Annotated in this window: 25 protein-coding genes and 2 tRNA genes; 7 read left to right on the forward strand and 20 right to left on the reverse strand. The window is 38.2% G+C overall.

Annotated features, from left to right (window positions below; all coding sequences use genetic code 11):
* Window positions 1–154: 154 nt before the first annotated feature.
* The 3 genes from MCBB_RS10485 (at window position 155) to MCBB_RS10495 (ending at window position 3,405) form a co-directional block, all read left to right on the forward strand.
* Complete coding sequence (locus tag MCBB_RS10485) at window positions 155–934, forward strand: slipin family protein (RefSeq protein WP_071907712.1); 780 nt, start codon at window positions 155–157, stop codon at window positions 932–934.
* A gap of 233 nt (window positions 935–1,167) precedes the next feature.
* On the forward strand, window positions 1,168–2,601 hold the full coding sequence (locus MCBB_RS10490; protein ID WP_071907713.1) for a TrkH family potassium uptake protein: 1,434 nt from the start codon (window positions 1,168–1,170) through the stop codon (window positions 2,599–2,601).
* 153 nt (window positions 2,602–2,754) lie between these two features.
* Entirely contained in the window at window positions 2,755–3,405 is a 651-nt protein-coding gene (locus MCBB_RS10495; protein WP_071907714.1) for a potassium channel family protein, read from the forward strand.
* A gap of 311 nt (window positions 3,406–3,716) precedes the next feature.
* Here the strand turns inward: MCBB_RS10495 and MCBB_RS10500 are convergent, their stop codons facing one another.
* The 4 genes from MCBB_RS10500 to MCBB_RS10515 form a co-directional block, all read right to left on the reverse strand.
* Complete coding sequence (locus MCBB_RS10500; protein ID WP_071907715.1) at window positions 3,717–4,334, reverse strand: MBL fold metallo-hydrolase; 618 nt, start codon at window positions 4,332–4,334, stop codon at window positions 3,717–3,719.
* A 55-nt stretch (window positions 4,335–4,389) separates the two neighbouring features.
* A tRNA-Trp gene (locus MCBB_RS10505) sits at window positions 4,390–4,532 on the reverse strand.
* Between the two features lie 51 nt (window positions 4,533–4,583).
* Window positions 4,584–4,655 (reverse strand) — tRNA-Cys (locus MCBB_RS10510).
* A gap of 137 nt (window positions 4,656–4,792) precedes the next feature.
* Window positions 4,793–5,173: a DUF3221 domain-containing protein gene (locus MCBB_RS10515; protein WP_071907716.1), complete on the reverse strand. Its 381-nt coding sequence runs from the start codon at window positions 5,171–5,173 to the stop codon at window positions 4,793–4,795.
* Between the two features lie 251 nt (window positions 5,174–5,424).
* Between MCBB_RS10515 and MCBB_RS10520 the strand changes: the two genes are divergently transcribed.
* Window positions 5,425–5,682, forward strand: coding sequence for a hypothetical protein (locus MCBB_RS10520; RefSeq protein WP_071907717.1), 258 nt, complete (start codon window positions 5,425–5,427; stop codon window positions 5,680–5,682).
* Window positions 5,683–5,759: 77 nt separating this feature from the next.
* Here MCBB_RS10520 and MCBB_RS10525 read toward each other — a convergent pair whose 3' ends face one another.
* From MCBB_RS10525 to MCBB_RS10545, 5 genes are all read right to left on the reverse strand, one after another.
* A complete protein-coding gene (locus tag MCBB_RS10525; RefSeq protein ID WP_071907718.1) occupies window positions 5,760–6,566 on the reverse strand; it encodes a pyrroline-5-carboxylate reductase dimerization domain-containing protein in 807 nt (268 codons plus the stop codon).
* Window positions 6,567–6,601: 35 nt separating this feature from the next.
* Window positions 6,602–7,399, reverse strand: coding sequence for a class I SAM-dependent methyltransferase (locus tag MCBB_RS10530; protein WP_071907719.1), 798 nt, complete (start codon window positions 7,397–7,399; stop codon window positions 6,602–6,604).
* An 11-nt stretch (window positions 7,400–7,410) separates the two neighbouring features.
* Window positions 7,411–7,998 (reverse strand): transglutaminase-like domain-containing protein, encoded by a 588-nt coding sequence (locus tag MCBB_RS10535; protein WP_071907720.1) that lies wholly within the window; start codon window positions 7,996–7,998, stop codon window positions 7,411–7,413.
* A gap of 122 nt (window positions 7,999–8,120) precedes the next feature.
* Window positions 8,121–8,615, reverse strand: coding sequence for a hypothetical protein (locus MCBB_RS10540; RefSeq protein ID WP_071907721.1), 495 nt, complete (start codon window positions 8,613–8,615; stop codon window positions 8,121–8,123).
* Between the two features lie 72 nt (window positions 8,616–8,687).
* Window positions 8,688–9,368 carry a dihydrofolate reductase family protein gene (locus tag MCBB_RS10545; protein WP_071907722.1) on the reverse strand — a complete coding sequence of 227 codons (681 nt, stop codon included), beginning with the start codon at window positions 9,366–9,368 and terminating at the stop codon, window positions 8,688–8,690.
* Window positions 9,369–9,572: 204 nt separating this feature from the next.
* On the opposite strand from MCBB_RS10545, the gene MCBB_RS10550 reads away from it, so the two are divergent.
* Complete coding sequence (locus MCBB_RS10550) at window positions 9,573–10,178, forward strand: uracil-DNA glycosylase family protein (RefSeq protein WP_071907723.1); 606 nt, start codon at window positions 9,573–9,575, stop codon at window positions 10,176–10,178.
* Window positions 10,179–10,193: 15 nt separating this feature from the next.
* On the opposite strand, the gene MCBB_RS10555 is transcribed toward MCBB_RS10550, so the two are convergent.
* The 11 genes from MCBB_RS10555 to MCBB_RS10605 form a co-directional block, all read right to left on the reverse strand.
* A complete protein-coding gene (locus MCBB_RS10555; protein WP_071907724.1) occupies window positions 10,194–10,634 on the reverse strand; it encodes a DUF3788 family protein in 441 nt (146 codons plus the stop codon).
* Between the two features lie 89 nt (window positions 10,635–10,723).
* Window positions 10,724–11,560 carry an isocitrate lyase/PEP mutase family protein gene (locus tag MCBB_RS10560; protein WP_071907725.1) on the reverse strand — a complete coding sequence of 279 codons (837 nt, stop codon included), beginning with the start codon at window positions 11,558–11,560 and terminating at the stop codon, window positions 10,724–10,726.
* 36 nt (window positions 11,561–11,596) lie between these two features.
* The gene (locus tag MCBB_RS10565; protein WP_071907726.1) at window positions 11,597–12,349 is read right to left on the reverse strand and encodes a class I SAM-dependent methyltransferase; all 753 of its coding nucleotides are present in this window, start codon (window positions 12,347–12,349) and stop codon (window positions 11,597–11,599) included.
* A gap of 98 nt (window positions 12,350–12,447) precedes the next feature.
* A complete protein-coding gene (locus MCBB_RS10570) occupies window positions 12,448–12,750 on the reverse strand; it encodes a DUF6506 family protein (protein WP_071907727.1) in 303 nt (100 codons plus the stop codon).
* 76 nt (window positions 12,751–12,826) lie between these two features.
* Window positions 12,827–13,783, reverse strand: coding sequence for a TIGR03557 family F420-dependent LLM class oxidoreductase (locus MCBB_RS10575; protein WP_071907728.1), 957 nt, complete (start codon window positions 13,781–13,783; stop codon window positions 12,827–12,829).
* A 172-nt stretch (window positions 13,784–13,955) separates the two neighbouring features.
* Window positions 13,956–14,750, reverse strand: coding sequence for an alpha/beta fold hydrolase (locus tag MCBB_RS10580; RefSeq protein ID WP_231916362.1), 795 nt, complete (start codon window positions 14,748–14,750; stop codon window positions 13,956–13,958).
* 148 nt (window positions 14,751–14,898) lie between these two features.
* On the reverse strand, window positions 14,899–15,699 hold the full coding sequence (locus MCBB_RS10585; RefSeq protein WP_071907729.1) for an alpha/beta fold hydrolase: 801 nt from the start codon (window positions 15,697–15,699) through the stop codon (window positions 14,899–14,901).
* 52 nt (window positions 15,700–15,751) lie between these two features.
* Entirely contained in the window at window positions 15,752–16,399 is a 648-nt protein-coding gene (locus MCBB_RS10590) for a TetR/AcrR family transcriptional regulator (RefSeq protein WP_071908085.1), read from the reverse strand.
* Window positions 16,400–16,669: 270 nt separating this feature from the next.
* Window positions 16,670–18,064, reverse strand: coding sequence for an MFS transporter (locus tag MCBB_RS10595; RefSeq protein ID WP_071907730.1), 1,395 nt, complete (start codon window positions 18,062–18,064; stop codon window positions 16,670–16,672).
* Between the two features lie 83 nt (window positions 18,065–18,147).
* Window positions 18,148–18,780, reverse strand: coding sequence for a TetR/AcrR family transcriptional regulator (locus tag MCBB_RS10600; RefSeq protein ID WP_071907731.1), 633 nt, complete (start codon window positions 18,778–18,780; stop codon window positions 18,148–18,150).
* Between the two features lie 343 nt (window positions 18,781–19,123).
* On the reverse strand, window positions 19,124–19,588 hold the full coding sequence (locus MCBB_RS10605; protein WP_071907732.1) for a flavodoxin family protein: 465 nt from the start codon (window positions 19,586–19,588) through the stop codon (window positions 19,124–19,126).
* 253 nt (window positions 19,589–19,841) lie between these two features.
* Here MCBB_RS10605 and MCBB_RS10610 point away from each other — a divergent pair, with 253 nt between their 5' ends.
* Both MCBB_RS10610 and MCBB_RS10615 read left to right on the forward strand, forming a co-directional pair.
* Window positions 19,842–20,390, forward strand: a complete 549-nt coding sequence (locus MCBB_RS10610) for a cysteine hydrolase family protein (RefSeq protein ID WP_071907733.1) — start codon at window positions 19,842–19,844, stop codon at window positions 20,388–20,390.
* A gap of 38 nt (window positions 20,391–20,428) precedes the next feature.
* On the forward strand, window positions 20,429–20,890 hold the full coding sequence (locus MCBB_RS10615; protein ID WP_071907734.1) for a GNAT family N-acetyltransferase: 462 nt from the start codon (window positions 20,429–20,431) through the stop codon (window positions 20,888–20,890).
* The last annotated feature ends 42 nt before the right edge of the window (window positions 20,891–20,932 follow it).

The raw sequence follows: 20,932 nt of genomic DNA on the forward strand, positions 1-20,932 counted from the left end.
AAGATTCTAATGGATGTTTTCTAATGGATGTTCAGTTTAAAAAAACATTGAATTTTTTTAGTGAAGGGCCAAACACGATCTTCATGTATAATAAGTTGAAAAACCTAAATATTAACTAGAAACAACCAACAAAAAAATACATGGAGGTTTTAATATGGATATAATAACTCTTTTCATTATAGGCATAGTGATTTTAATCATACTCGGTCTTTCAATCAGAATAGTGAACCAGTATGAAAGAGGGGTGGTTTTCCGTCTGGGAAAAGTTATAGGACTTAGGCAGCCCGGACTTAGACTTATAATACCCCTTGTGGACAGGATGGTAAAGGTTTCCCTGCGTATCGTGACCATGCCAATACCCTCCCAGAAGATCATAACCCAGGACAACGTTTCAATAGATGTGGCTGCAGTGGCCTACTTCAAGGTGGTTGACGCCCTTAACTCAGTTGTCGTCATTGAAAACTACAACAGAGCAGTTAACCAGATAGCACAGACCACGGTTCGAAGCGTCATAGGACAGTTCACACTGGACGAGGTTCTATCAGAAACCCCAAAGATAAACGAGAGGATCAAAGAAATAATCGACTCACACAGTGAACCCTGGGGAATAAGTGTTACAGCAGTTGAAATCAAGGACATTAAACTTCCTGAATCAATGAAACGCGCCATAGCCAAACAGGCTGAGGCAGAGAGGGAGAAAAGATCCAAGATCATCACATCTGAGGGTGAATTCCTATCAGCAGCCAAACTCGGTGAAGCTGCAGACATCATTGAAAACCATCCAATAGCACTTCAACTTCGTAACCTGCAAGTTTTAAGTGAAATAGCCGTGGAAAAAAACTCCACAATAGTTTTCCCAGCCCAACTCATGACAACCATACAGGAAATCAAGGAGTTCATGGCCCAGGAAAGTTTGAAGGATGAAAAAAAGTGATGTAAAGTTTTAAAGGTTGAATTCAAATCACTTAAAATCCTATTTTTTTAAAGGTATATCTTGGGAATAATTCGATTTAAACAAAAATAAAGCATTTAACAAATCTTTAACTTACAAATCTACTTTATTCTACTAAAAATTTTTATTATTTAAGTTTTGTTACGTTTTCTCCTTAAAAGGAATCCTTATTAAAGCAAAATTTTATATTAGAAAGATTCCATCATATTAATGATATGAGAGGTTACCTTAGAAAGAGAGATTTTTTTGTTATATTCCAGAACCTTGGAACTGTGATGGAAGGTGTAGGGGCTGTTGTACTCATACCATTGATTGTTGCACTCATCTACAACGAACAGACTTACCTGTGTTTTCTTGTACCTGCACTGATTTCACTTTCCATTGGTTACGTTCTAAAACGTTTCTCTGGTGAAGGTACCAACCTCAGACTCAAGCATGGAATGATAATAGCTGCTCTTGCATGGCTTTGGGCAGCATTGATAGGAAGTCTCTGTCTTTACCTTTCAACAGACATAAGTTTTCTTGATGCCTACTTCGAGAGCATGTCCGCATGGACAGGCAGTGGTCTGACCATGTACGCAAACGTTGAAATACTCCCAAAATCTGTTTTGTTCCTAAGAAGCCTTGAACAATGGGTTGGAGGGCTTGGAGTAGTAATTGTAGTTATAGGAGTGCTTATAAGGCCCGGAACTGCTGCTGCAAGACTTTACAAAGCTGAAGCCCGTGAGGAGAAAATAAAACCCAACATAGTCAACACAGTGAAGACAATATGGTGGATCTATCTATTTTACACAGTTCTTGGAATAACACTCTATGTCATTGCAGGTATGCCCCTCTTCGATGCAATCAACAACTGTTTCACAAACCTCTCCACAGGAGGTATGTCCATTAAAAACGACAACATCGGAGCATACCACAGCATCTGGATCTACATCGTAACAATGGTTCTGATGATACTTGGAGGTACAAGCTTCCTCGTACATTACAAAGCCATTAAAGGAAAAATAACTGATGTATTAAAGGACATACAATTCCAGGCCATGATAATTATAGTTACAGTTTTTTCAGTACTTTTAATGCTTTACGGCAATTTATCCGATATTAACTCTGTTTTTTACGTTGTTTCAGCCCTAAGCTGTACCGGTTCAAACACAATGACCAGCATCCAAATGGTCAACTGGACAGCCTACGTAAAGATAATACTGGTGGCGTGTATGATAATCGGTATGTCTGCAGGTTCAACAACAGGTGCATTGAAACTCATAAGGGTAGTTACACTTGTAAAGGGCGTTTACTGGGATATATTGAAAGTTGTGTCCCCTGAAGGTTCTGTAATTCCAAGGAAGATATCTGGAAAAACCGTTAAAGATGCAGAGATAAAAGAGGCAGGAAGTTACGTGTTCCTGTACTTCTTCTGCATACTAGTAAGCTGGATCGTTTTCACCAAGTATGGATACGGAGGAATAGATTCTTTGTTTGAAATTGCATCAGCACAGGGTAACGTGGGTCTTTCTGTGGGAATAACATCTGCAACCATGCCAAAGATCCCTGAGATATTCATGATCATTAATATGTGGGTTGGAAGGATCGAGATCATTCCTGCAATCGTGCTCCTCAAGGTTGGATTCGATCTATTCAAAAGGCTTTAATACCTGAATGTCAAAGTTTAGATATACAATTAGATATGAAAATTTTTTTATCCAGTTACATGAAAAAGGACCGATTGAATTTTGTTGATTGATTTTAAGTTTATATCCTAGATCAATATTAAAATTAGTAATAAATTAAAAGGTGTAATTATTATGTATGTAGTTATAATGGGCAGTGGCCGAGTAGGGGTGAGCCTTGCAGCATCACTTGTAAGCGGTGGCCACGATATCACAATAATTGATAATGATGCAAGCCTCTGCAGCGACGCTGCCAGTGAAATGGATGCATTGGTTATATGTGGAAATGGAACAGATGTAAAAACCCTTGAAGAAGCTAACATTAGAGATGCAGACGTTTTTGTTGCAGCAACAGGTAACGATGAGGTTAACCTGCTTTCATGTATACTCGTTAAGGAGTACAACCCGAAAAAAATAATTGCAAGGGTCAGCAACCCTGACCATGAGGAGGCCTTCAGGAAGGTTGGAATAGATGATGTTATCAGCCCAGAACTCACAGCGGCAAGCTACCTTGAAAAAATTATAACAAGACCTAAGATTGCAGATTTGATAGTTATTGGAAAGGGAAATGCAGAGATACTGGACATAAGAGTTACCAATGATAAAGTTGTTGGTAAAAGAATAGGGGATCTCAGCCCAACCAATAATTACATAATAAATGCAATATACAAGGATGGAGAAATAACCATTCCTAAAGAAGATGTTGTACTTGCAAGGGGAGATAGAATATTTGTTCTGGTTAAAAGTCCTGCAGTGAAGGCAACAACCAAATTATTCACCAAATGATTGATTTTCTATGAAATCCTCAATCAGTAAGCAGTACTCAACAGGATCATTAGATACTACCATCAGATATTTTAAGAATTCTGCAATACAGATACCATGGATTTCTTAACCCATTTCATTATTCCCTATGTAACTTAACTTATGTAAAGTAAAAATCGTTTTGAAGGTGAATTGAGTATAACACCTGTTTTTTTTGAGATATTCTAAAATCTATTTAAAAAATCTATTTAATTTTTAGTATTGAATTTTTTAAAGTAGTCCAAAACAGCACAAGAAGTAACTAGCACTTTTGTTTTCTAAAACATCTAAACTTAAAACATCTTAACCATGCCAAAGGCCATCTTGATGTGCCTTGATCCATCTGAAGTGCAGGGACCGTGTCCCGGGAGCAGGTACTTGACATCCAGTTTGCTCAGTTTTTCAAGGGAGTTTTGCATGTCATTCACATCGCCCCCTATGTCGGTACGTCCGAATCCTCCACCTGCAAATACAGTATCGCCAGATATAAGTGTTTCACCATCGTAGAGACATATTCCTCCCTTTGTATGACCCGGTGTGTGGAAAACTGTGAAATCATGGATCTTGTCTCCCTCGTGGAGTTTTCTGTCCACCTTCATACCTTCAGTGGAGCCTCCAAACATTGATGCAACGGTTACATCATCATCTCCACGTTCAAATGCTTCAGCATCCGCCTCATGCATTGCAACTTCAAGGTTGAAGTATTTGTTACCGCCGGTGTGGTCGTAGTGGTTGTGGGTGTTCACGATTAGGGACAGATCATCCAGACTCAGGCCTGCTTTTTCAATGGAATCCTTGATGTATCCCATGTTTTCTCCGGTTCCTGTGTCAACTACCACATCATCGAAGATGTAGATGTTTGAATCGTAACCCATTCCGTCTATCATTATGATGTTGTTGATTTTTTTCAATAAGCATCACCGTGAAGTGTAAAATAAGATTTTTATTAAGTTTAATTAGAAAAAGTGGGGTCACCGGGATTTGAACCCAGATCCTAGGATTTCTCTTGTCTCAGTACTCCAATCGGTCATCATACCTTTCCTCAGTGTGCGCACTTTCTTCAAAGACAACTGGAGTCCCAGATGATAGCCAGGTTACACTATGACCCCTTAGGAAAATTCATGTGTTGTAGGTTCTAAAAATCTTCTTAGAACATTTAGAGCCAAGGGAGAGATTTGAACTCCCGTGTAATGGATCTGCAGTCCACCGCTTCGCCTCTAAGCTACCTTGGCTTATTAGTAAGGTTACGTTCTGTTTATATTTAAACCTTACGGAAGGTATTATGGATCCTGTAAATCATGCGCCAATGTTTACATGTAACGGAACGAAAATTCCAATTAACAACCCATCTGAAAACTGTGGAAACTCCTCAATCAGATATGACTATCTGACCTGCACGTACTTGTGGAGGATAAGACTCCATTATTGGACCGGAAAATTGAATTTCGACCTTCTGTCCAGGTTTAAAACTGCTGAATGATGAAGATATTTGTTTGTTTCCTTGTTTTTTAAATATTTGAGTTTCATTGGTCACTATTACAGACACGTTTCCATGCTGGTTGCCATCTGTGACCACACCATCAACCAGAATTGAATTTGATGATGAATAATCCATCATTTGATCGTTTTGGCAGACACCAACTATGCTTCCATTCATATCTGCAGGAGTATCCCCTGTTGCATATAAAACCCCATATATTACCCCTATGAACATTACTGATAACAGTGCAATGAGTGTGATAACCTTCATGAATGTCACATCCTTAATTGCTTGTAAAAGGTGAATAGTTGATTTTCAGGGCTTAGAAATCTCTTTATTCATTCTAAACAATATCAACAATTTTTATAATTATTTTTAGATATCCTATCTTATAAATTATCCTATAGATCATTATTTAAACTGCGCAGAACCTATCATTTTATTTAAAGGATAACCTTCCCATCTAAAAGGTTATATGTTTCCAGAAACAGATTATTATAAAAATACCTGAGGTTAATATCATGGCTTTCGTGTGGGATCCTGTATCTGTTCTCAACCTTTTATTCTGTATTTTGATAGTTATACTTGGATACTGGGCTTATAGACAAAAAGAAAATGTTGTTGCACTGTACATAGGCTTGGGATTTGGTCTTTTTGGAATATCACACATTGCAGTTCTTCTCGGCTCCCAGAGCTCAGAGATTTCACTTCTGGTTGTTAGAACCCTTGGATACCTTGTTGTGATCTTTGCAATGTACAAGACAGCTTTCCAACGCTGAAACACAATCGTGAATTACAGAGCAGAGATTCACGTTTTATTTTTAACCTTTTTATGAATCTATCTAAGATTTAATCTTTAAAACTGCTTTTTCAGTACTTCATGTTTGCTCACGGTAGTTTTAAAGAGTTCATCGAACACACGGGGCAGATCCCTTTCTAAACCCTTTAAACCTTCTTCTGTAATGCCTCCAGGAGTTGCAACCCTCGATACAATTTCTTCAACCGTCATGTTACCTTCGTACAAAAGTTTTGAAGTTCCATAACATGTTTTCATGACCATATCCTCTGCTTCTTGGTTGGAAATACCACTGATCTTGGATCCTGCCTCTGCAAACTTCCTAAGGATCAATGCAATGAATGCAGGAGAACAACTTGTGAGGTTGGTTGCAACTTCCAGATCTGCTTCATCAACAACCACAACATCCCCTAGAGCTCCGAAGATTTTATCCACAAAATCAACATCCTCATGAGCCACATTCTGGCTGTGACAGACCAGAGAAACTCCTTCACCCACTTCTGAATTTATTGAGGGTATGACCTTACTCAGCTTTCCTGGAAAAATCGTATTTACATCATCCAAAGTTAAACCAGCAGATATGTAGATTATATGAACATATTCCATGAGATATTCTCTTATTTCTTCTATCACTCCCTTAACATCACCAGTACCTACAAAAAGGAATATTTTATGACATTTTTGGGCTAAATCAATATTATTATCGGCTATTTCAATTTCAGGGTAATTTTTCTTCAGATCATTTAATTTGGAGTCTGTCCTCGTTGATACGATCATTTCTCCATGGTTTGGAACATTTGAAGACAGAATTCCCCTTATAATCATGCTCCCCATACTGCCGTAGCCTATGAAACCTATTTTTTCCATTGAATCCACCGATTATCCATTTTACATATTTATATTTACTTGATACCGTAACCCCTGAAGAAGTTGTAGAAAAAGGTTCCACCTGGTTCAGCAGTCTTGTAAAGGTCTTTTATTCCCCTGTTCCATGTTTCAATATCGATCATACCATTTTCCAGAGCCTGATCCTTCACACCTTCCACCATTGCAATGATGGTTTTCTTTATAAATCCATCAACAAGTTCTGGCCTGTTTGAGTCAACATATACAATTTTAGGGGAAATTTCAACATTTTTAAATCCAGAATTCTTTAAGAGAGGCTGTAACTCCCTTCCAACCATAGGATTCCCATCCAAACACTTTTGACTCTGTACCAGACAGTTCCATACCTTCACAGATTCCTTTGTTTCAGGATAGAAGTAGCAGGACCCATGATCGCCTTCAATCACAGTTATTGATCCTCCCTTTTTTAAAACTCTTTTCAAGTTTTGAAGGGCTTGTTCTGGATTTTGAAGGTGCTCGAGAACGAAACAAACAAAGACATGATCAAAACTGTTTTCTGGAAAGGGAAGGTTCATGATGTCTGCCTGCTGAAAATTCACATTAGAAATACCCTCAGATCTTATTAAGGATTCTGCATGATTCAAGGATTCCTCTGAAATATCCACTGAAGTTATTTCAGATTCAGAACTGTTTTTAGCCAGTACAACTGTTTGAGCCCCAACACCACATCCTGCCTCCAGGACACTGCTTCCTGAAGGATAAGTTATACCTGAATGCAGTATTTCTGTCAGAGTATCAGCTTGATCAGCAAGCCTTAGGGCTTCCCTATTTGAATAACCGTGTACGTATTCCATACTAAACCTCCTTAAATCCTTACCTCTGAAAGCCTCTCCATAACTTCATCAACATTTTCAGCACCATTGAATGATTTCACAACTGATTCAACTGGTTCTGAGTAGATTCCAGGGTAATCCACCTCACCATCGTGTGAAACTGGGAATGCAAGTTTTTCTGTATCCATTGAGAACTGGGCATCAACATCCTCCCTGTTACCCCTTGCATCCAACCTGTACCATTCACCATCCAGAAGTACTGCGTTGAGGCCGTGAAGAACGTAACCCTCCTCGTGGGTGAGCCTCTGATAACAGAAACCTGTTGGCACTCCTAAAAATCTGAGCATTGCAGCCAGGAGGTTGGATTTTGCAAAGCAAAGTCCTTGACTTTTATCCAGAACATCAGATGCCCTGAAGGTTATCATCTGTCCTCCAATATCCAGTGAATGTGGTACTTCATCCCTTACAAATTCGTAAACATTTTTAACTGTTTCGAGTTGATTTTCAGAGTGATGAGTTAGTTCCAGTGCCTTTTTCTGGATATTTTGATCATTGTAGTTCAGGATTTCAGAATCCTTTATGTAATCATTTATATTATCGTTCATCTGCTTAAGCTGCAATTTATGACCTTCCCATCGATTTTAATTAGTTTTTAATATTTTTTTATATTATAAATTCTAAAATTTAATAAAACAGATTGTATGATTGAAATAAGGTTTATTTTGGTTTTGAGCTGCAGCGATCATGTACTGCTCGTCATCTCATTAATTAACCCAATCAATTCTCCAGGTTTTCTGGTTGAAAATATGAATTCCTGAAATCTGCCCCTTTTAAGTGAAAGAGCAACTCTTGGAGTTTGTGGAACTGTGTAGGCAAGTCTTCTTTTTCCATGGGACTTTTCAAATCGTATTCCCCAACCACCGTAGGTCCACACAGGTGATTCATCTTCCCAGCTCCTTTCAATGTCTTCCCATGGAATCCTATGCTTCACAACACCAAAACCTGTTGACAAAAATTCTGGAGTCAGTTCAATGGTCATTGCCCTGAAGTTGAAGGTTAAAAACAGAAAAATAACCGTTAAAACAATTAAACCCCATCTTGGGGCGGGGTAGTCTCCAAGTGGGCCCACGAATATCTGGTAGAACATCATGAAGATGAAGAATACCGTGACAAATGCAAAAAGGACGGTTGTCCATTTCGAGGCTATTTTTTCCCCATAAAGTGTGTTTGAGTCCATTTAATTCCCTGCATATTTCTTCTATAAATTTTTTTCCATATATCCTGATTTTAAGGATTCACCTGATTTCTTTCACTTGAATATACGATATTTGAGAAGAACTACATCATTCTTCAGTTTCTCAAGGCCCGTGAGAAAAACCGGTATCGTATCTTCATCTGATTCCAGGTCAGGTGCCTGGTAAATGGATGAAGGTGATGTTCCTCCCACGAGCTCGGGGTGGATGAAAACGTGGACTTCATCCACAAGGTTCTCCCTCAGGAGAACTCCATTTAAGATGCCACCACTGTCAACCCTCACTGACTTCACTCCAAACTGGGTGTTTAATTCCTCCAATGCAAAGCCCAGATCAACCTTCTGGTAACCTATGATCATGTACTTAACGCAGTTCTCATCCAAAAAGTCCAGGTACTCTTGGGGAGTGGATCTGGAGCATAAAACCAGGACGTCCCTGATGTAGGGCATTTCAAGAACCCTTCTCCAGATTCTTACCTGCCCCCTGCTGTCTGGAACCACGAGAAGCGGTCTTTCATCTGCCGGATCAACCTCTCTGGGTTTGAAGTCCTCTCCAATCTCCTGAAAAGCCTGGAAGGGCTGGGCTTCGAATCCTGTCAGCACAGTTTCACTTCCCATTAAAACCGCATCAACCCCCAATTTTGAAGCAAGTTCATAATAAAGCTCTGAATCTGCATTAAATCCTGTTATGCGGCCGTCAAGGCTTACTGCATTGTATATTATGACCTTTGGTAACATTTTGCACCCTACCCCTTTTTACAAATAACAACTTCAATGGTTTGAAGGTTTCTTGAATGAATTATTAGGAGGAATTGATTATTGTACTTTTTGTGAACCTTCCTTTTAAGAATGGAAACTTATTTTATGCTACAAAAACAAAGGTAATATTAATGATTTCAGTTGTATGTAATAGTTTTATCCAAGAATGGAGGGATGAATTTGATGGTTAACACAAATTTAGAGTGTGATTTTCCATGCGATGATGTTAAACACATCTGGACAATCCCCAAAATAAATTTAGACCCTGAAAGAGTTAAAATTGTGGTTGTATCTGAAGCACCTCCTCTCGATGAAAAAGATTACTACTACACCAATCATGGTAGCTTTTTTCAAACTACAACATGCACTACATTTGAAGACGCAGGATACTCCCCTAAAAATTTTGAGGAGCTGGTTGAAAAGGGAATATACTTCACCACTGCAATTAAATGTCCTAAGAAAAATTACAACGTCAAAGCACAAACCCTGAAAAATTGTTCAATGATTTTAGAAAAAGAACTGTCCCAGTTTCCCAATGTATCCGTTATTATGTGCATGGGGGACTTTGCAATTAAATGCATCAACTACATAACAAAGAGGAGGGATGGTGAAAGGGTTATTCCTCAGGGTTCAACCTACAAATTACGATCCAATGATTATGTCATGGATTCAATTCTTTACGTGCCTTCCTACACTCAAACAGGCCCTTCTTTCAACATCGAAAAAAGTAAAAGGAATATGATAGCTGAAGACATAAGAAAGGCCATGGAATATGCAAAAATAAGTTGAATGAGCTTAAAATTTTTATTTTATTCCCTTAACGGATCTTTTTATTGGTGATCTGACTGAGATCAGATCTTCAACATCCCTCAAACCTGTTTCTGATGTGAGATTGATGTAAATCCATTTCCCCTCACGTATTGGTTCTGTTTCTTCAATGATCTTCATTGTATCTGGTTCAAGGTCCATTTCCATGGCTTTTTCAACCTCTTTCCCGTTGAGGATGATCTGCACTGTGAACTCATTAATTCCCGGGTACATGGAGACCAGAACCCTTCCTGATTTACGGTACCTCAAGGCCCATCCAAAGTTCTTACCGTAGAACTTGAGTTCACCTGAAATTTTGTAGTTATCGTCAATGAATTCCCTTAAATCATTCCACAATGGTTTAACTGATGCTAAAGCTTCAAAGATTTCATCTTCAGAGGGTTCGTGATTTTTATCAGTGAAGGATCCTTTGCTCATTTAATCACCTTATCAACTATCAAATGTTTTACATCCAGATTTTTTTAGATTTAATGATATTATTTTTAAAAGTAAGTGATTTTAAACTGTTATAATCTAATTAAATCCTTTAAATCTTTAATATCATACAATAAATCCTTATCATCAAGTTCCATTAAACTATCCTTTTCAATATGGTTTAAAGAGTTCTTTATAGCCTTGAGACTTGAGTATATTAAGAGTGTGGGTAAACTAACCCTTTCAACTCCCAGATCCTCAAGATCGGTTATTGAGAAGTTTTTTATGTTGTAGGGCATTCCTGCAGCCACACTCAAGGGCCCTTTAACCTCTTTTTTAAGGGTTTTGACCTCTTCAATTGTTTCAACGTAAGGGGCGAAGGTTAGATCTGCACCGGCATCAAGGTACTGGTTTGCACGTTCTGCTGCAAGGTTAAGGGCATCTTCTCTATTATCCAAGGATTTCAGTGCATCTGTACGGGCATTGATGATAAAATCCGGATTTTCAGATTCTGTTGTTTCCTTTGCAACCCGGATCTTCTCCACCATAGCCTCTGAACTGATTATGCTTACACCATGGCTTCCATCCAGTAGCTGGTCTTCAAGGTTCAGTCCTGCAACACCGGCATCCATGAAAGCCTGAACAGTACGTTTCACTTCCATTGCATCCCCATATCCATCTTCAGCATCGGCCATAACAGGGACTCCTACAGCATCCACCATTCTACGGGTTATTTCCAGGTTTTCATCCCTTGAGATATCAATTTCCTTTGGCCTTACTGCAGCAATTGAGAAGCTGTAACCTGAACACTGCACCGCCTTGAAACCTGCCATTTCTACAAGACGGGCACTCACTGGATCGTAGGCATCAGGTATTATCAGGGTTTCTTCAGAGTTTAAAAGTTCTTTGAGCTTTTTACTTTTGTTCATAAAAACACCACGATTGATTTAAAGATTAGAAACAAATTAGAATTCTGCTACAACCAGCATTTCAAAATCTTCAGTGGTTAAACCATCATCCCTACTGAAATTTCCAATTTTACAACCGAATATATCAATATTGTTGAAATTAAGAGTTTTAAGAAGCCATGAAATCTCAGAAGGTACGTAGTAACGTTGGTTGCATTCTAAAACCTTTGAATTTCCATCATCATCCTTGATCTCAAGGGTAGATACCTCTCTGAAGCTCATGATATCAAAGGAGTTTTCAAAACTACCTTTCTCCCTGTTGGATTCTATAAAATCTTTAACAGAATGATACAACGGATAAAGACCGTTTAAAGTTGTGAATATGAATTTTCCATTCTTTTTTAATGCCTTGGCTGCGTTTTTGAGAATGTCAAAGTTCATTTCATCTGTTTCCATCAACGGGAATGCACCTTCACATAACATTATTGCCAGGTCAAATTCCTGTTCAAAGGGCAGGTTTCTGGCATCTGCAAGCTGGAAATCGATATTTAAACCAGCAGTTTCAGCTTTTTCCCTGGCTTTTTTGAGCATGGACCCTGAAAGGTCAACTCCTGTGACGCTGTAGCCACGTTTTCTGAGTTCTATGGCGTGCCTGCCAGTTCCACAGCCAATGTCCAGAATTCTGCATTTTTTATCATGATTGAGTTCATTTTCAATGAAATCAACTTCCCCAAGGGTTCCCTGGGTGTAGATTTCACTTTCATAGGTATCTGCGTAATTGGAGAATAGTTCTTCGTACCATTGTTTCATAGATTAACCCCGAATATGTTTAATAATCATTATTCCTTATCTTAAATATTTTAACGGATTAAATCAACGCTGCGAATCCATTTTAATAGATTCAGTAGTTAAAAGAGATCATCCCCGCTCTGATGGTCAAAGGCAGGGTGCAGATCGAAACGTACAACTCCCACCACTGCTTTTCCCTTCACAGCTCGGGCTATCCTGGCTGTTCCTTCGTTTCCAAAGCCTGCACACAGTTCAATGGCTGTGACCCCATCCGCTACCAGTTTTAGGGCAACTTCTTCTGCTTCGTCGTAGTTTTTCACTCCAACCACCGAAAGTTCAACAACTGGAGAATCGATTACTGCGCGGTGTTTGTTAAAATCGTTTTCAGGTGCAATGAATATGAATGCGGCTTTAGTTGACATAGTTTTATTATTTAATCAACTTGTGTTAAATAATGTTATTCCATAACTTGTGATCTACTGTGATAACTAACACCCATCATCTGAATTCAGGCAGCACCTCTTCTCTGTAGAATTCTATGAATTCATCCTGATCTAGACCTATCTGCTGGATACAGATATGATCGAACCCTGCCTCAACGGTTCTTTGGATTTTATCTATATGTTTCTGGGGATCTGAGCTGCAGAGCGTGCTTTCAGCTATATCTTCCAGTTTAACATTCTGGGCGAGCTGTTCAAAGTGAGTTTGGGTTGGAATCTCCCAACTCAGATCGCTTTTAAAGGGCATAATGGGCCAGTACTCGTAGACAGTATCCACGGCCACGTCATCGGTTTCTGCCCAGCATAGTGAGATTTCAGATAGACAAGGCTTATTCTGACCTCCACACTCAACGAATATATCAACCAGCCCTTTTTTCTCACCCAATGCTATCAAACCGTCCCCCATTATACCCGCTGTTTCAGCTGCCATTGCACCGTTGGCAGCGATGAATATTGGAGGTAACTCTTCAGGTAGCGTGTGGATCCTTGCATTCACAACCCTGTAGTACCTGCCTTCGTAATCCTGCATACCTCCCTTCCACAGGTTTTGAATGATATCCACTGCTTCCTCCAGCATTTCTATCCTGACGGGGGCTGAAGGCCAGACATCACCAAGGATGTGTTCGTTTAAGTTTTCCCCAGAACCCAAACCCAGGATGAACCTGCCAGGTAACATGGCTGCGGCTGTTGCTGCAGCTTGAGCTATGATTGCAGGATGTATCCTCACAGTTGGACAGGTAACACCCGTGGTTATGATTAACCTTTCTGTTACCTGAGATATGCCACCTATTGTACACCATACAAAGGGACTATGACCCTGCTTGCTTATCCATGGATGGTAATGGTCAGAGATTGAAGCAAAATCAAATCCTGCATCCTCAGCATGCTTGGCGTATCGAACCAGATCCAGAGGACTGTGAAGTTCACTGCTGAGTTTGTATCCAATTTTAACCACATATACACCTCCTTTTTATCAAACAATCTCTTTAAAATTGTTACATAAATAAAGGAAAATGGAAAGAAAATAATTTCTGTGATAGTTATAATTCTGTGAAGGATGTTATCTAAAAATGTCTATCCTGAAAATTTTATTAAAAAATTTATTAAAAAAAGAATCGTTTTGAAATCTATTTTATAAATGAAACTTCCTCTGGCAGGTTTTCATCCATTATCCAGCTTCTTAAAACTCTGTTGAAGAGGTCTGGATTTTCTATATTCCACACGTGTCCCAGTTTGGGTGCCGTTATTCCTGTGGCGTTAGGTAAAACTTCCAGCAGATCTTGAGCTGATTCCTTTATGACCTTGTACTCCTTCCCACCATCCATGACCAGTACTGGAACATCTGCATGGTTCAATCCAGTGGGCATCTGGAACAGCATGTTCTCGTGCAGGATTCTGTCCAGAGATGCTGGTTTTATGAGATACGTGGATTCCTTGAACTCGTTAAAAAGATTTTTAGGTATGTTGTATGTTCTCATGTTGGCCTTTATGAAGAAATCTGTGTCCTTAACTGGCTGGTAAACCTTTATGAGATAATCAAGAAGTTTTAAAAAGGTTTCTGTGTGGGGGATGCTGTGGACGAGCGTGCCGCTTATCATTGCATGATCCGAAACTTCAGGAGCCTTGCTTAAAATTTGGAGGATTATTTGAGCCCCCAGGGATATCCCCACAAGATTGGCCTTTCCACCCTTTGCCCGGGTCTTTATGAGATCTATGATCCTGTCTGCAGCACCTTCAATGGTGAATGGCTTGATATCAATGCTTTTTCCATGTTCTGGAAGGTCTGGGATGATCAGATGGTAATCCTTGAAGACTTCAACCTGTTCCTTCCACATCCAACCTGCCATTCCACCACCATGAAGGAATAAAATGGTTTCAGCGTTTTCCTGGCCTGACTCTTCAACGTACAGATTCATGATCATGGTTGTTCTCAATTGAATTTAAGTTTTCGTTAACATTCATTGGATTTTTTAGCACATATTTTGACATTTACCATTTATTGAACATCAATTTAATCATAGGGCACAAATTATTGTTGAATAAATAAAATAAGAAAAAATATCAGATTTATTATGTGATTGATGCGATAAAGTCCATTACATGTTTTTGGAAGGATCCAGCATTCATTAAATAGGCCATATGTCCTCCTGGAAGAGAGATGAACTTTGAGCCAGAAATGTTTCTTGCAATTTCCCTGGAGGAATATTTTTTAGGCACAACAATGTCATCTTCTCCCTCTATGACAAGAGTTGGAACTTTGATCTCACTTACCCATGAACTTGAGTTAAATTCAGATGCTGCATCATTTTGCAGTTTAAATCCATGAACATTTTGCTGATTTAATGTTGTTAACATGGCTTTTTTAATCATTTCAACAGCTGTGGGGTTTTCAAAAACTTCATCTGGAAATGACCATGCTATTGAATATATTGCAAGACTTTCAGGATCAACTCCTTCCTGAACATTTTTTATCGCATGTTGAGCAGCATAATTTGCCTGTGGAGATACTTTCATCATTGTTACAGCAAGTATCAAACTTTTCACTCTGTTAGGGTGCAAGAAAGCAATACTCTGAGCTATCATTCCACCCATAGATGCGCCGAGTATATGTGCCTTCTCGATTCCAAGGGCATCCATCAAACCTACTACATCGTTCGCCATCATCTCAATTGAATATTCCATATCTGGCTTATCAGTACGGCCTGCACCGCGGTTGTCAAAAGCTATCACCTGATACTCTTTGGAAAACATAGTTATATGGTCTTTCCACTGGGATAACTCACCACCATTACCAGATATTAATATCAAAGGTTCTCCTTCACCATGTGATTCATAATACATATTTATATCATTTATTTTTACAATTGACATGTTAATTTCTCCATTATATCCAGTTAGCCATTCCCTGATTTAAAAAATCAAATCAATCCTCTTTTTTCATCAGCATTTGATGTATGATTCCTTTTACATATGTGGAAAATTGCTTTTCATCACTTCCCCTACTTTCCAGTATATCTCTATGCAAACAGCTCATATTCGACATGCTCTGTGAGATCAATGATATCAATATGGCTGCTTCCACTGGATTCACATCATCCCGGATTGTGCCATCATCCACTCCAAATTGTATTGAATCACTCATAATGAAAATTAGTTCTTTAAGTATCTTCATTACTTCTTTATACTCTTCACTAGCGTTTATATTGCTTACATCAAATTTATTCGATTGTGGAGAATATAAAAGGCCCATACAATCTGGATATTTATTATAAAACTCATTATTTGCATTTCCAAATAATCTGAACTTTTCAAAACCTGTATCTCCTTTTTTTACTTCTTTTTTGATCATTTCATCTAAAATTTGAACTCCGCGTAATACTACAGCAAAGTACAGTGCCTCTTTATTCTTGAAGTAATTATACAGCGTTGCTTTATTAACTCCCACTTCCTGAGCTATATCATTCATCGAGACATTATCATAGTCTTTATATATAAATAACTTCTGAGCAATGTCTAAAATATATTTACGTCTATCTTCTTTCTCTTTGATCTTTAATTCTTTAATAGACACCAAATCTCACCACCCTCTTTTAACCATCATTTAGATTTATAACCTATGGTTATATAGATAACCCATGGTTAGTTATATTATATAAAGATTTGGATAAAATAAGATCTTGATAATCATCAAAAAAATAACACTGAACTCAAAATATCCTATGGAATATAGGTATACCTTGGATAATGGAATTCAGATTTATATTGATAAATTAAAAAGAAGAATAATGTAAATTTCTTTATCATCTTTATTTGGGCTTGAATTAATTATTACCACTTAATTTCAGCTTTTATACACAACTATTGCTGAAACGAGATAAATTCCGCCTATTCCAAAAAATATACCGACCATCATGGTTCCTGCAGAGAGCCCCAATCCAAGGTGACTTGAATAGCTTAAAGATGTTAATGTAGTTGCCAGTGCAACTCCTAAAAAGGCGCCAAAGTTTCTAAAAGTTGCAGTTACACTGGATAAAACGTTTGTTTTTTGTGGCAACGAACTCATGACATCTGTATTATTAGGAACCATAAATAGGGCGCATCCGACACCTATAAGTGCCAGGGATATCATGGCACCCAAGATATTTCCAATTAAAAGCATATATGCAAAGAGGAGGGTTGTTAAACCTGTGATTAATACTCCTAATGAAGATAAATTTCGGAATTTATATTTATCATAGATCCATCCGCTGACTGGGGATATAAGAAACATCGCGACTGCCATTATCATCATGGTGAGGCCAACTTCTGTAGCTCTCCAGTCCAATACATCCTCAAAATAAAGAGGGTATATTATATTAATCATATTTGATGCTATAAAAAACAATATAAGGCCCATAGCAGGTTTTATGAAAGATTTTGCCTTAAATATGGTTAAATCAAGCAGTGGTTCTTTACAATTCGATTCTCTTAATATGAAGATAAAAAGAGACAGTACAAATATGGAACCACATATTAGGGTCAGTACACCTCCACCATTTGATAAATCCCCCATGAATAAGATTAATGCAACCATGAGCACCACGAACAGGGAAGATCCCATCCAGTCCATGTTTAAATTCTCGGATTTGTGCTCTTCAATTTTTAAATATTTCAGGGCTGAAACCAGGCCTACAATTCCTATGGGGATATTGACGAAAAATACATAGGTCCATCCTAGCCAATCTACAATAACTCCTCCCAAAGAGGGTGCAATGATCAGGCCGATTGCAATTACAGAAGCTTGATATCCTAATGCACGACCCTTTTCACTATCTGGAAATACATCCATAATGATAGCCGTGCTTATACTGAAAACCATGGATGCTCCAAGCGCCTGTAATATTCTAAAAAATATTAGCTGATCAAGACTTGCAGAAAACCCACAAAACAGTGCCCCAAGAGTGAAAATTACAAAACCCAAAATAAACAGCTTTGTCTTGCCTGTGTATTCTGATATCTTTCCAAAAATTAAAAACATTGCAGTAACCGTTAAAAAATAGGAGGTCACTATCCACTGCGATTGCGCAATACTGACGTTAAAATAGTTGGTTATGTTTGGCAAAGCAACGTTCACTATATTACTGTTCATCAAGGACATGAAAGTACCTGTAAGCACTATTGCCAAAATGATATACCTGTTATTATAAGTTGTTTCAGATAATTTATCGTGTGCAGGATCTTCTGCTGATGTTTCCATAAATTTAGCTCCTTAAATCTATTGGTGGAATCTTAAAAGTAAAAATAAAATTTAAATGTTGTTTTAAATAAAAATGCATTCGTTTAAGCTTTTTTCATTACCATATGCATCCACAAATCCAAAGAATCCTCAACATATTGTTCATAAGTAATTCCTTCACTTTCTAATTCTTTTAAATGACGCGGATTTAGTTTTACAACCTGTTTTGATGTTGTTGCTAGGAAAATTGCCACTTCAAGGGAATTCACGTCTGCCCTTATGGAACCATCCTCAATTCCTTCCTCTACTGATTCACGCATTATCTGGATTGTCTTACATGAAAAAGTCCTGATTTCAGGCACATATTCGTTATCACTTTCATCGAATCTCTGCGAGTTAAAATAAAGGAAAACCTTGTAATAATCATGAAAATCATTGCAAAACTTAAAATATGCCCTTCCAATCCCTCTAAGTTTATCAAGCCCGTTATTGCCTTTTGCTCCTTCTTCGAACATTTTATTCCTTATCTTAACTGCGCGCAGAACCACTGCAGAATAAACAGTTTCCTTATTTTTGAAATAGAGGTAGAGTGTGGCCCTGTTAACCCCTACTTCCTGGGCTATATCATTCATTGAGACGTTATCATAACCTTTATCAAAAAATAACTTCTCTGCCGCGTTAACAATGTAATTTCGCCTTTCTTCTTTTTCTTTTTCCTTTAATTTCTTGATGGACATGTTATTCACCTACCCCCAACAATCGTTTATAATAATCACGTTATGTTATCTTAATTACACAGTGTTATTTATATAACAGAGTGTTATTTATGTTATATAAAGGATTCGTTTTGAAAAAAAGAATTTTAAAAGTTATAATAAAAAAGTTATAAAATAACTTATTAAATTTTTAAGTGGCTTTCAATTGAAATTAAGAAAAATAAGATATTACTCTTAAAACAGAGTTTTTAAAATACATGTTAATCTTCTTTAAAATATAGTTTGATTGATTAAAATTAATTTGATTAAAATAGTAAAAATAGGAAAGTATGAACTACTTTTTTAAAACGATCTGGAAGGACCGTTAAAAAATTGCACTGAATCTTCTGAGTAGTGCATCTATCTTCTCATCCCTGTTCTTATTCCAGACTATGATATCCGTTCCGACTATGCTTCCTCCCTTGGATTGAGATATCTTCTTCATCTTGCCTATTGCCTGAGTTCCACCTGTCCAATTGAATCTTACCCCCTTGGTTACAAAGAGAGCTATTTTCTTACCTTGAAGTGATGGAATCTGCTCAAGGTACGCCTTCATGGGCCGTGCAAGTGAAAATGCCTGTACAGGAGACCCGAATATCAGTGCATCGTACTTTTCCACCTCAGGGATGATTTCAAATTCCATGTCCTTTGAACCCGGCTGAGCCTCTCCTTTCATGACAACTCTCTCAAGTTCTACTTCCTTTCCCTTTTCCTGGAGCCTTTTCTGGAGTTTCTGAGCCACAGAATATGTATGTTCCGTCTGAGAATATACCACGATTCCTATTTTCATGTTGAAATCCTCCTTTTTTTATAATACATCTTACAAAAGATCATCATATGTTTAAAAGAAATTTAAAGGAATGAACAGCTTCTTTGATCCGGACCATGATCCCAAACTGCTGGTTATTAATATGAAACTTTTAATTAAAGTATAATACTGTAAAAAGTTCTAAAATAGGTTCAATTGTTTTAAAGGTAGTATGGGCAATAAATGTCCAAAGAACAGCATAACCTATTAAAAAAGCTTGATGTTGAGGCAAATTATGAAAAGAGCGTTGTTAATAATAGATGTTCAGAATGAATACTTTTCAGGTGCGTTACCTGTAAGTTACCCCAGGGAAAGCTTTGATAACATCTTGAGGGCAATAGATGTTGCAAATAGGCAGAAAATCCCTGTGGTCCTGGTGCAGCACACAAATCCAGAGGATGCTCCCACCTTTGCTAAGGGGAGTGAGGGATGGAAGCTTCACAGTGAAGTGAAATCCAAAGGATACGAACATATCATTGAAAAGAGGTTGCCAGGCAGTTTCACAGGGACTGATCTTGAAGCCTGGCTTAGAGCAAACAACATTGATACCGTGGTTGTAGCAGGTTACATGACCCAGATGTGCTGTGACACCACTGCAAGGCAGGCCATGCATCTGGGCTTCGATGTGGAATTCTTGTCCGATGCAACAGGAACTCTGAGCATCTCCAACTACGCTGGAGAAGTTTCAGATGAGGACCTGCACAAAGCCATCCTTGTGACACAGGCAATGAGGTTCAGCAGAGTTTTAACAACTGAAGAATGGGTTGAAAACCTGGTTAAATGAGATAAAATATTAAAATAGTAAATCTTTGAGGAAGTAGCATGGAAATAAGTTACATCGAAGGTAATGAAAAGGACCTGGACCTGATACAACCCCTGTGGGAGAAGTTGCGGCAGCACCACCAGAAAAAATCAGAGCACTTTCAGAACCACTATCAGAATTTTGATTTCCAGGAGAGGAAGGAGGATCTGCTTAAAAAATCTGCAGAGGGTTCCATGAGGGTTGACCTTGCAGAGGATCCTAAAAATCGGGTTGTTGGTTACTGTGTGAGCTCGTTATCCACTGAACTTGAGGGAGAAATTGATTCCATCTACGTTGATGAAGCGTGGAGATCAGAGGGTATAGGTAGCAGGTTGATGGAAAGGGCCCTGGAATGGATGGATGAAAACCATGTTAAGAAGCGCAGGATCCTTGTGGCCAACGGTAACGAGGAAGCCCTGGAGTTTTACGAAAGATATGGATTTTACCACAGGGCAACTGTTCTGGAGCAAATAAACCATTAAAATAAGTTATTTTTTTAATTGATTTATTTCAATCAGAATAGA

Source organism: Methanobacterium congolense (assembly GCF_900095295.1).
Lineage (GTDB): Archaea > Methanobacteriota > Methanobacteria > Methanobacteriales > Methanobacteriaceae > Methanobacterium_C > Methanobacterium_C congolense.

Coding starts and splice junctions, on each gene's coding strand:
- MCBB_RS10485 (WP_071907712.1), top strand. CDS start 155: ATGGATATAATAACTCTTTTCATTATAGGCATAGTGATTTTAATCATA.
- MCBB_RS10490 (WP_071907713.1), top strand. CDS start 1,168: ATGAGAGGTTACCTTAGAAAGAGAGATTTTTTTGTTATATTCCAGAAC.
- MCBB_RS10495 (WP_071907714.1), top strand. CDS start 2,755: ATGTATGTAGTTATAATGGGCAGTGGCCGAGTAGGGGTGAGCCTTGCA.
- MCBB_RS10515 (WP_071907716.1), bottom strand. CDS start 5,173: ATGAAGGTTATCACACTCATTGCACTGTTATCAGTAATGTTCATAGGG.
- MCBB_RS10520 (WP_071907717.1), top strand. CDS start 5,425: ATGGCTTTCGTGTGGGATCCTGTATCTGTTCTCAACCTTTTATTCTGT.
- MCBB_RS10525 (WP_071907718.1), bottom strand. CDS start 6,566: ATGGAAAAAATAGGTTTCATAGGCTACGGCAGTATGGGGAGCATGATT.
- MCBB_RS10530 (WP_071907719.1), bottom strand. CDS start 7,399: ATGGAATACGTACACGGTTATTCAAATAGGGAAGCCCTAAGGCTTGCT.
- MCBB_RS10540 (WP_071907721.1), bottom strand. CDS start 8,615: ATGGACTCAAACACACTTTATGGGGAAAAAATAGCCTCGAAATGGACA.
- MCBB_RS10545 (WP_071907722.1), bottom strand. CDS start 9,368: ATGTTACCAAAGGTCATAATATACAATGCAGTAAGCCTTGACGGCCGC.
- MCBB_RS10550 (WP_071907723.1), top strand. CDS start 9,573: ATGGTTAACACAAATTTAGAGTGTGATTTTCCATGCGATGATGTTAAA.
- MCBB_RS10555 (WP_071907724.1), bottom strand. CDS start 10,634: ATGAGCAAAGGATCCTTCACTGATAAAAATCACGAACCCTCTGAAGAT.
- MCBB_RS10560 (WP_071907725.1), bottom strand. CDS start 11,560: ATGAACAAAAGTAAAAAGCTCAAAGAACTTTTAAACTCTGAAGAAACC.
- MCBB_RS10565 (WP_071907726.1), bottom strand. CDS start 12,349: ATGAAACAATGGTACGAAGAACTATTCTCCAATTACGCAGATACCTAT.
- MCBB_RS10570 (WP_071907727.1), bottom strand. CDS start 12,750: ATGTCAACTAAAGCCGCATTCATATTCATTGCACCTGAAAACGATTTT.
- MCBB_RS10580 (WP_231916362.1), bottom strand. CDS start 14,750: ATGATCATGAATCTGTACGTTGAAGAGTCAGGCCAGGAAAACGCTGAA.
- MCBB_RS10585 (WP_071907729.1), bottom strand. CDS start 15,699: ATGTCAATTGTAAAAATAAATGATATAAATATGTATTATGAATCACAT.
- MCBB_RS10595 (WP_071907730.1), bottom strand. CDS start 18,064: ATGGAAACATCAGCAGAAGATCCTGCACACGATAAATTATCTGAAACA.
- MCBB_RS10600 (WP_071907731.1), bottom strand. CDS start 18,780: ATGTCCATCAAGAAATTAAAGGAAAAAGAAAAAGAAGAAAGGCGAAAT.
- MCBB_RS10605 (WP_071907732.1), bottom strand. CDS start 19,588: ATGAAAATAGGAATCGTGGTATATTCTCAGACGGAACATACATATTCT.
- MCBB_RS10610 (WP_071907733.1), top strand. CDS start 19,842: ATGAAAAGAGCGTTGTTAATAATAGATGTTCAGAATGAATACTTTTCA.
- MCBB_RS10615 (WP_071907734.1), top strand. CDS start 20,429: ATGGAAATAAGTTACATCGAAGGTAATGAAAAGGACCTGGACCTGATA.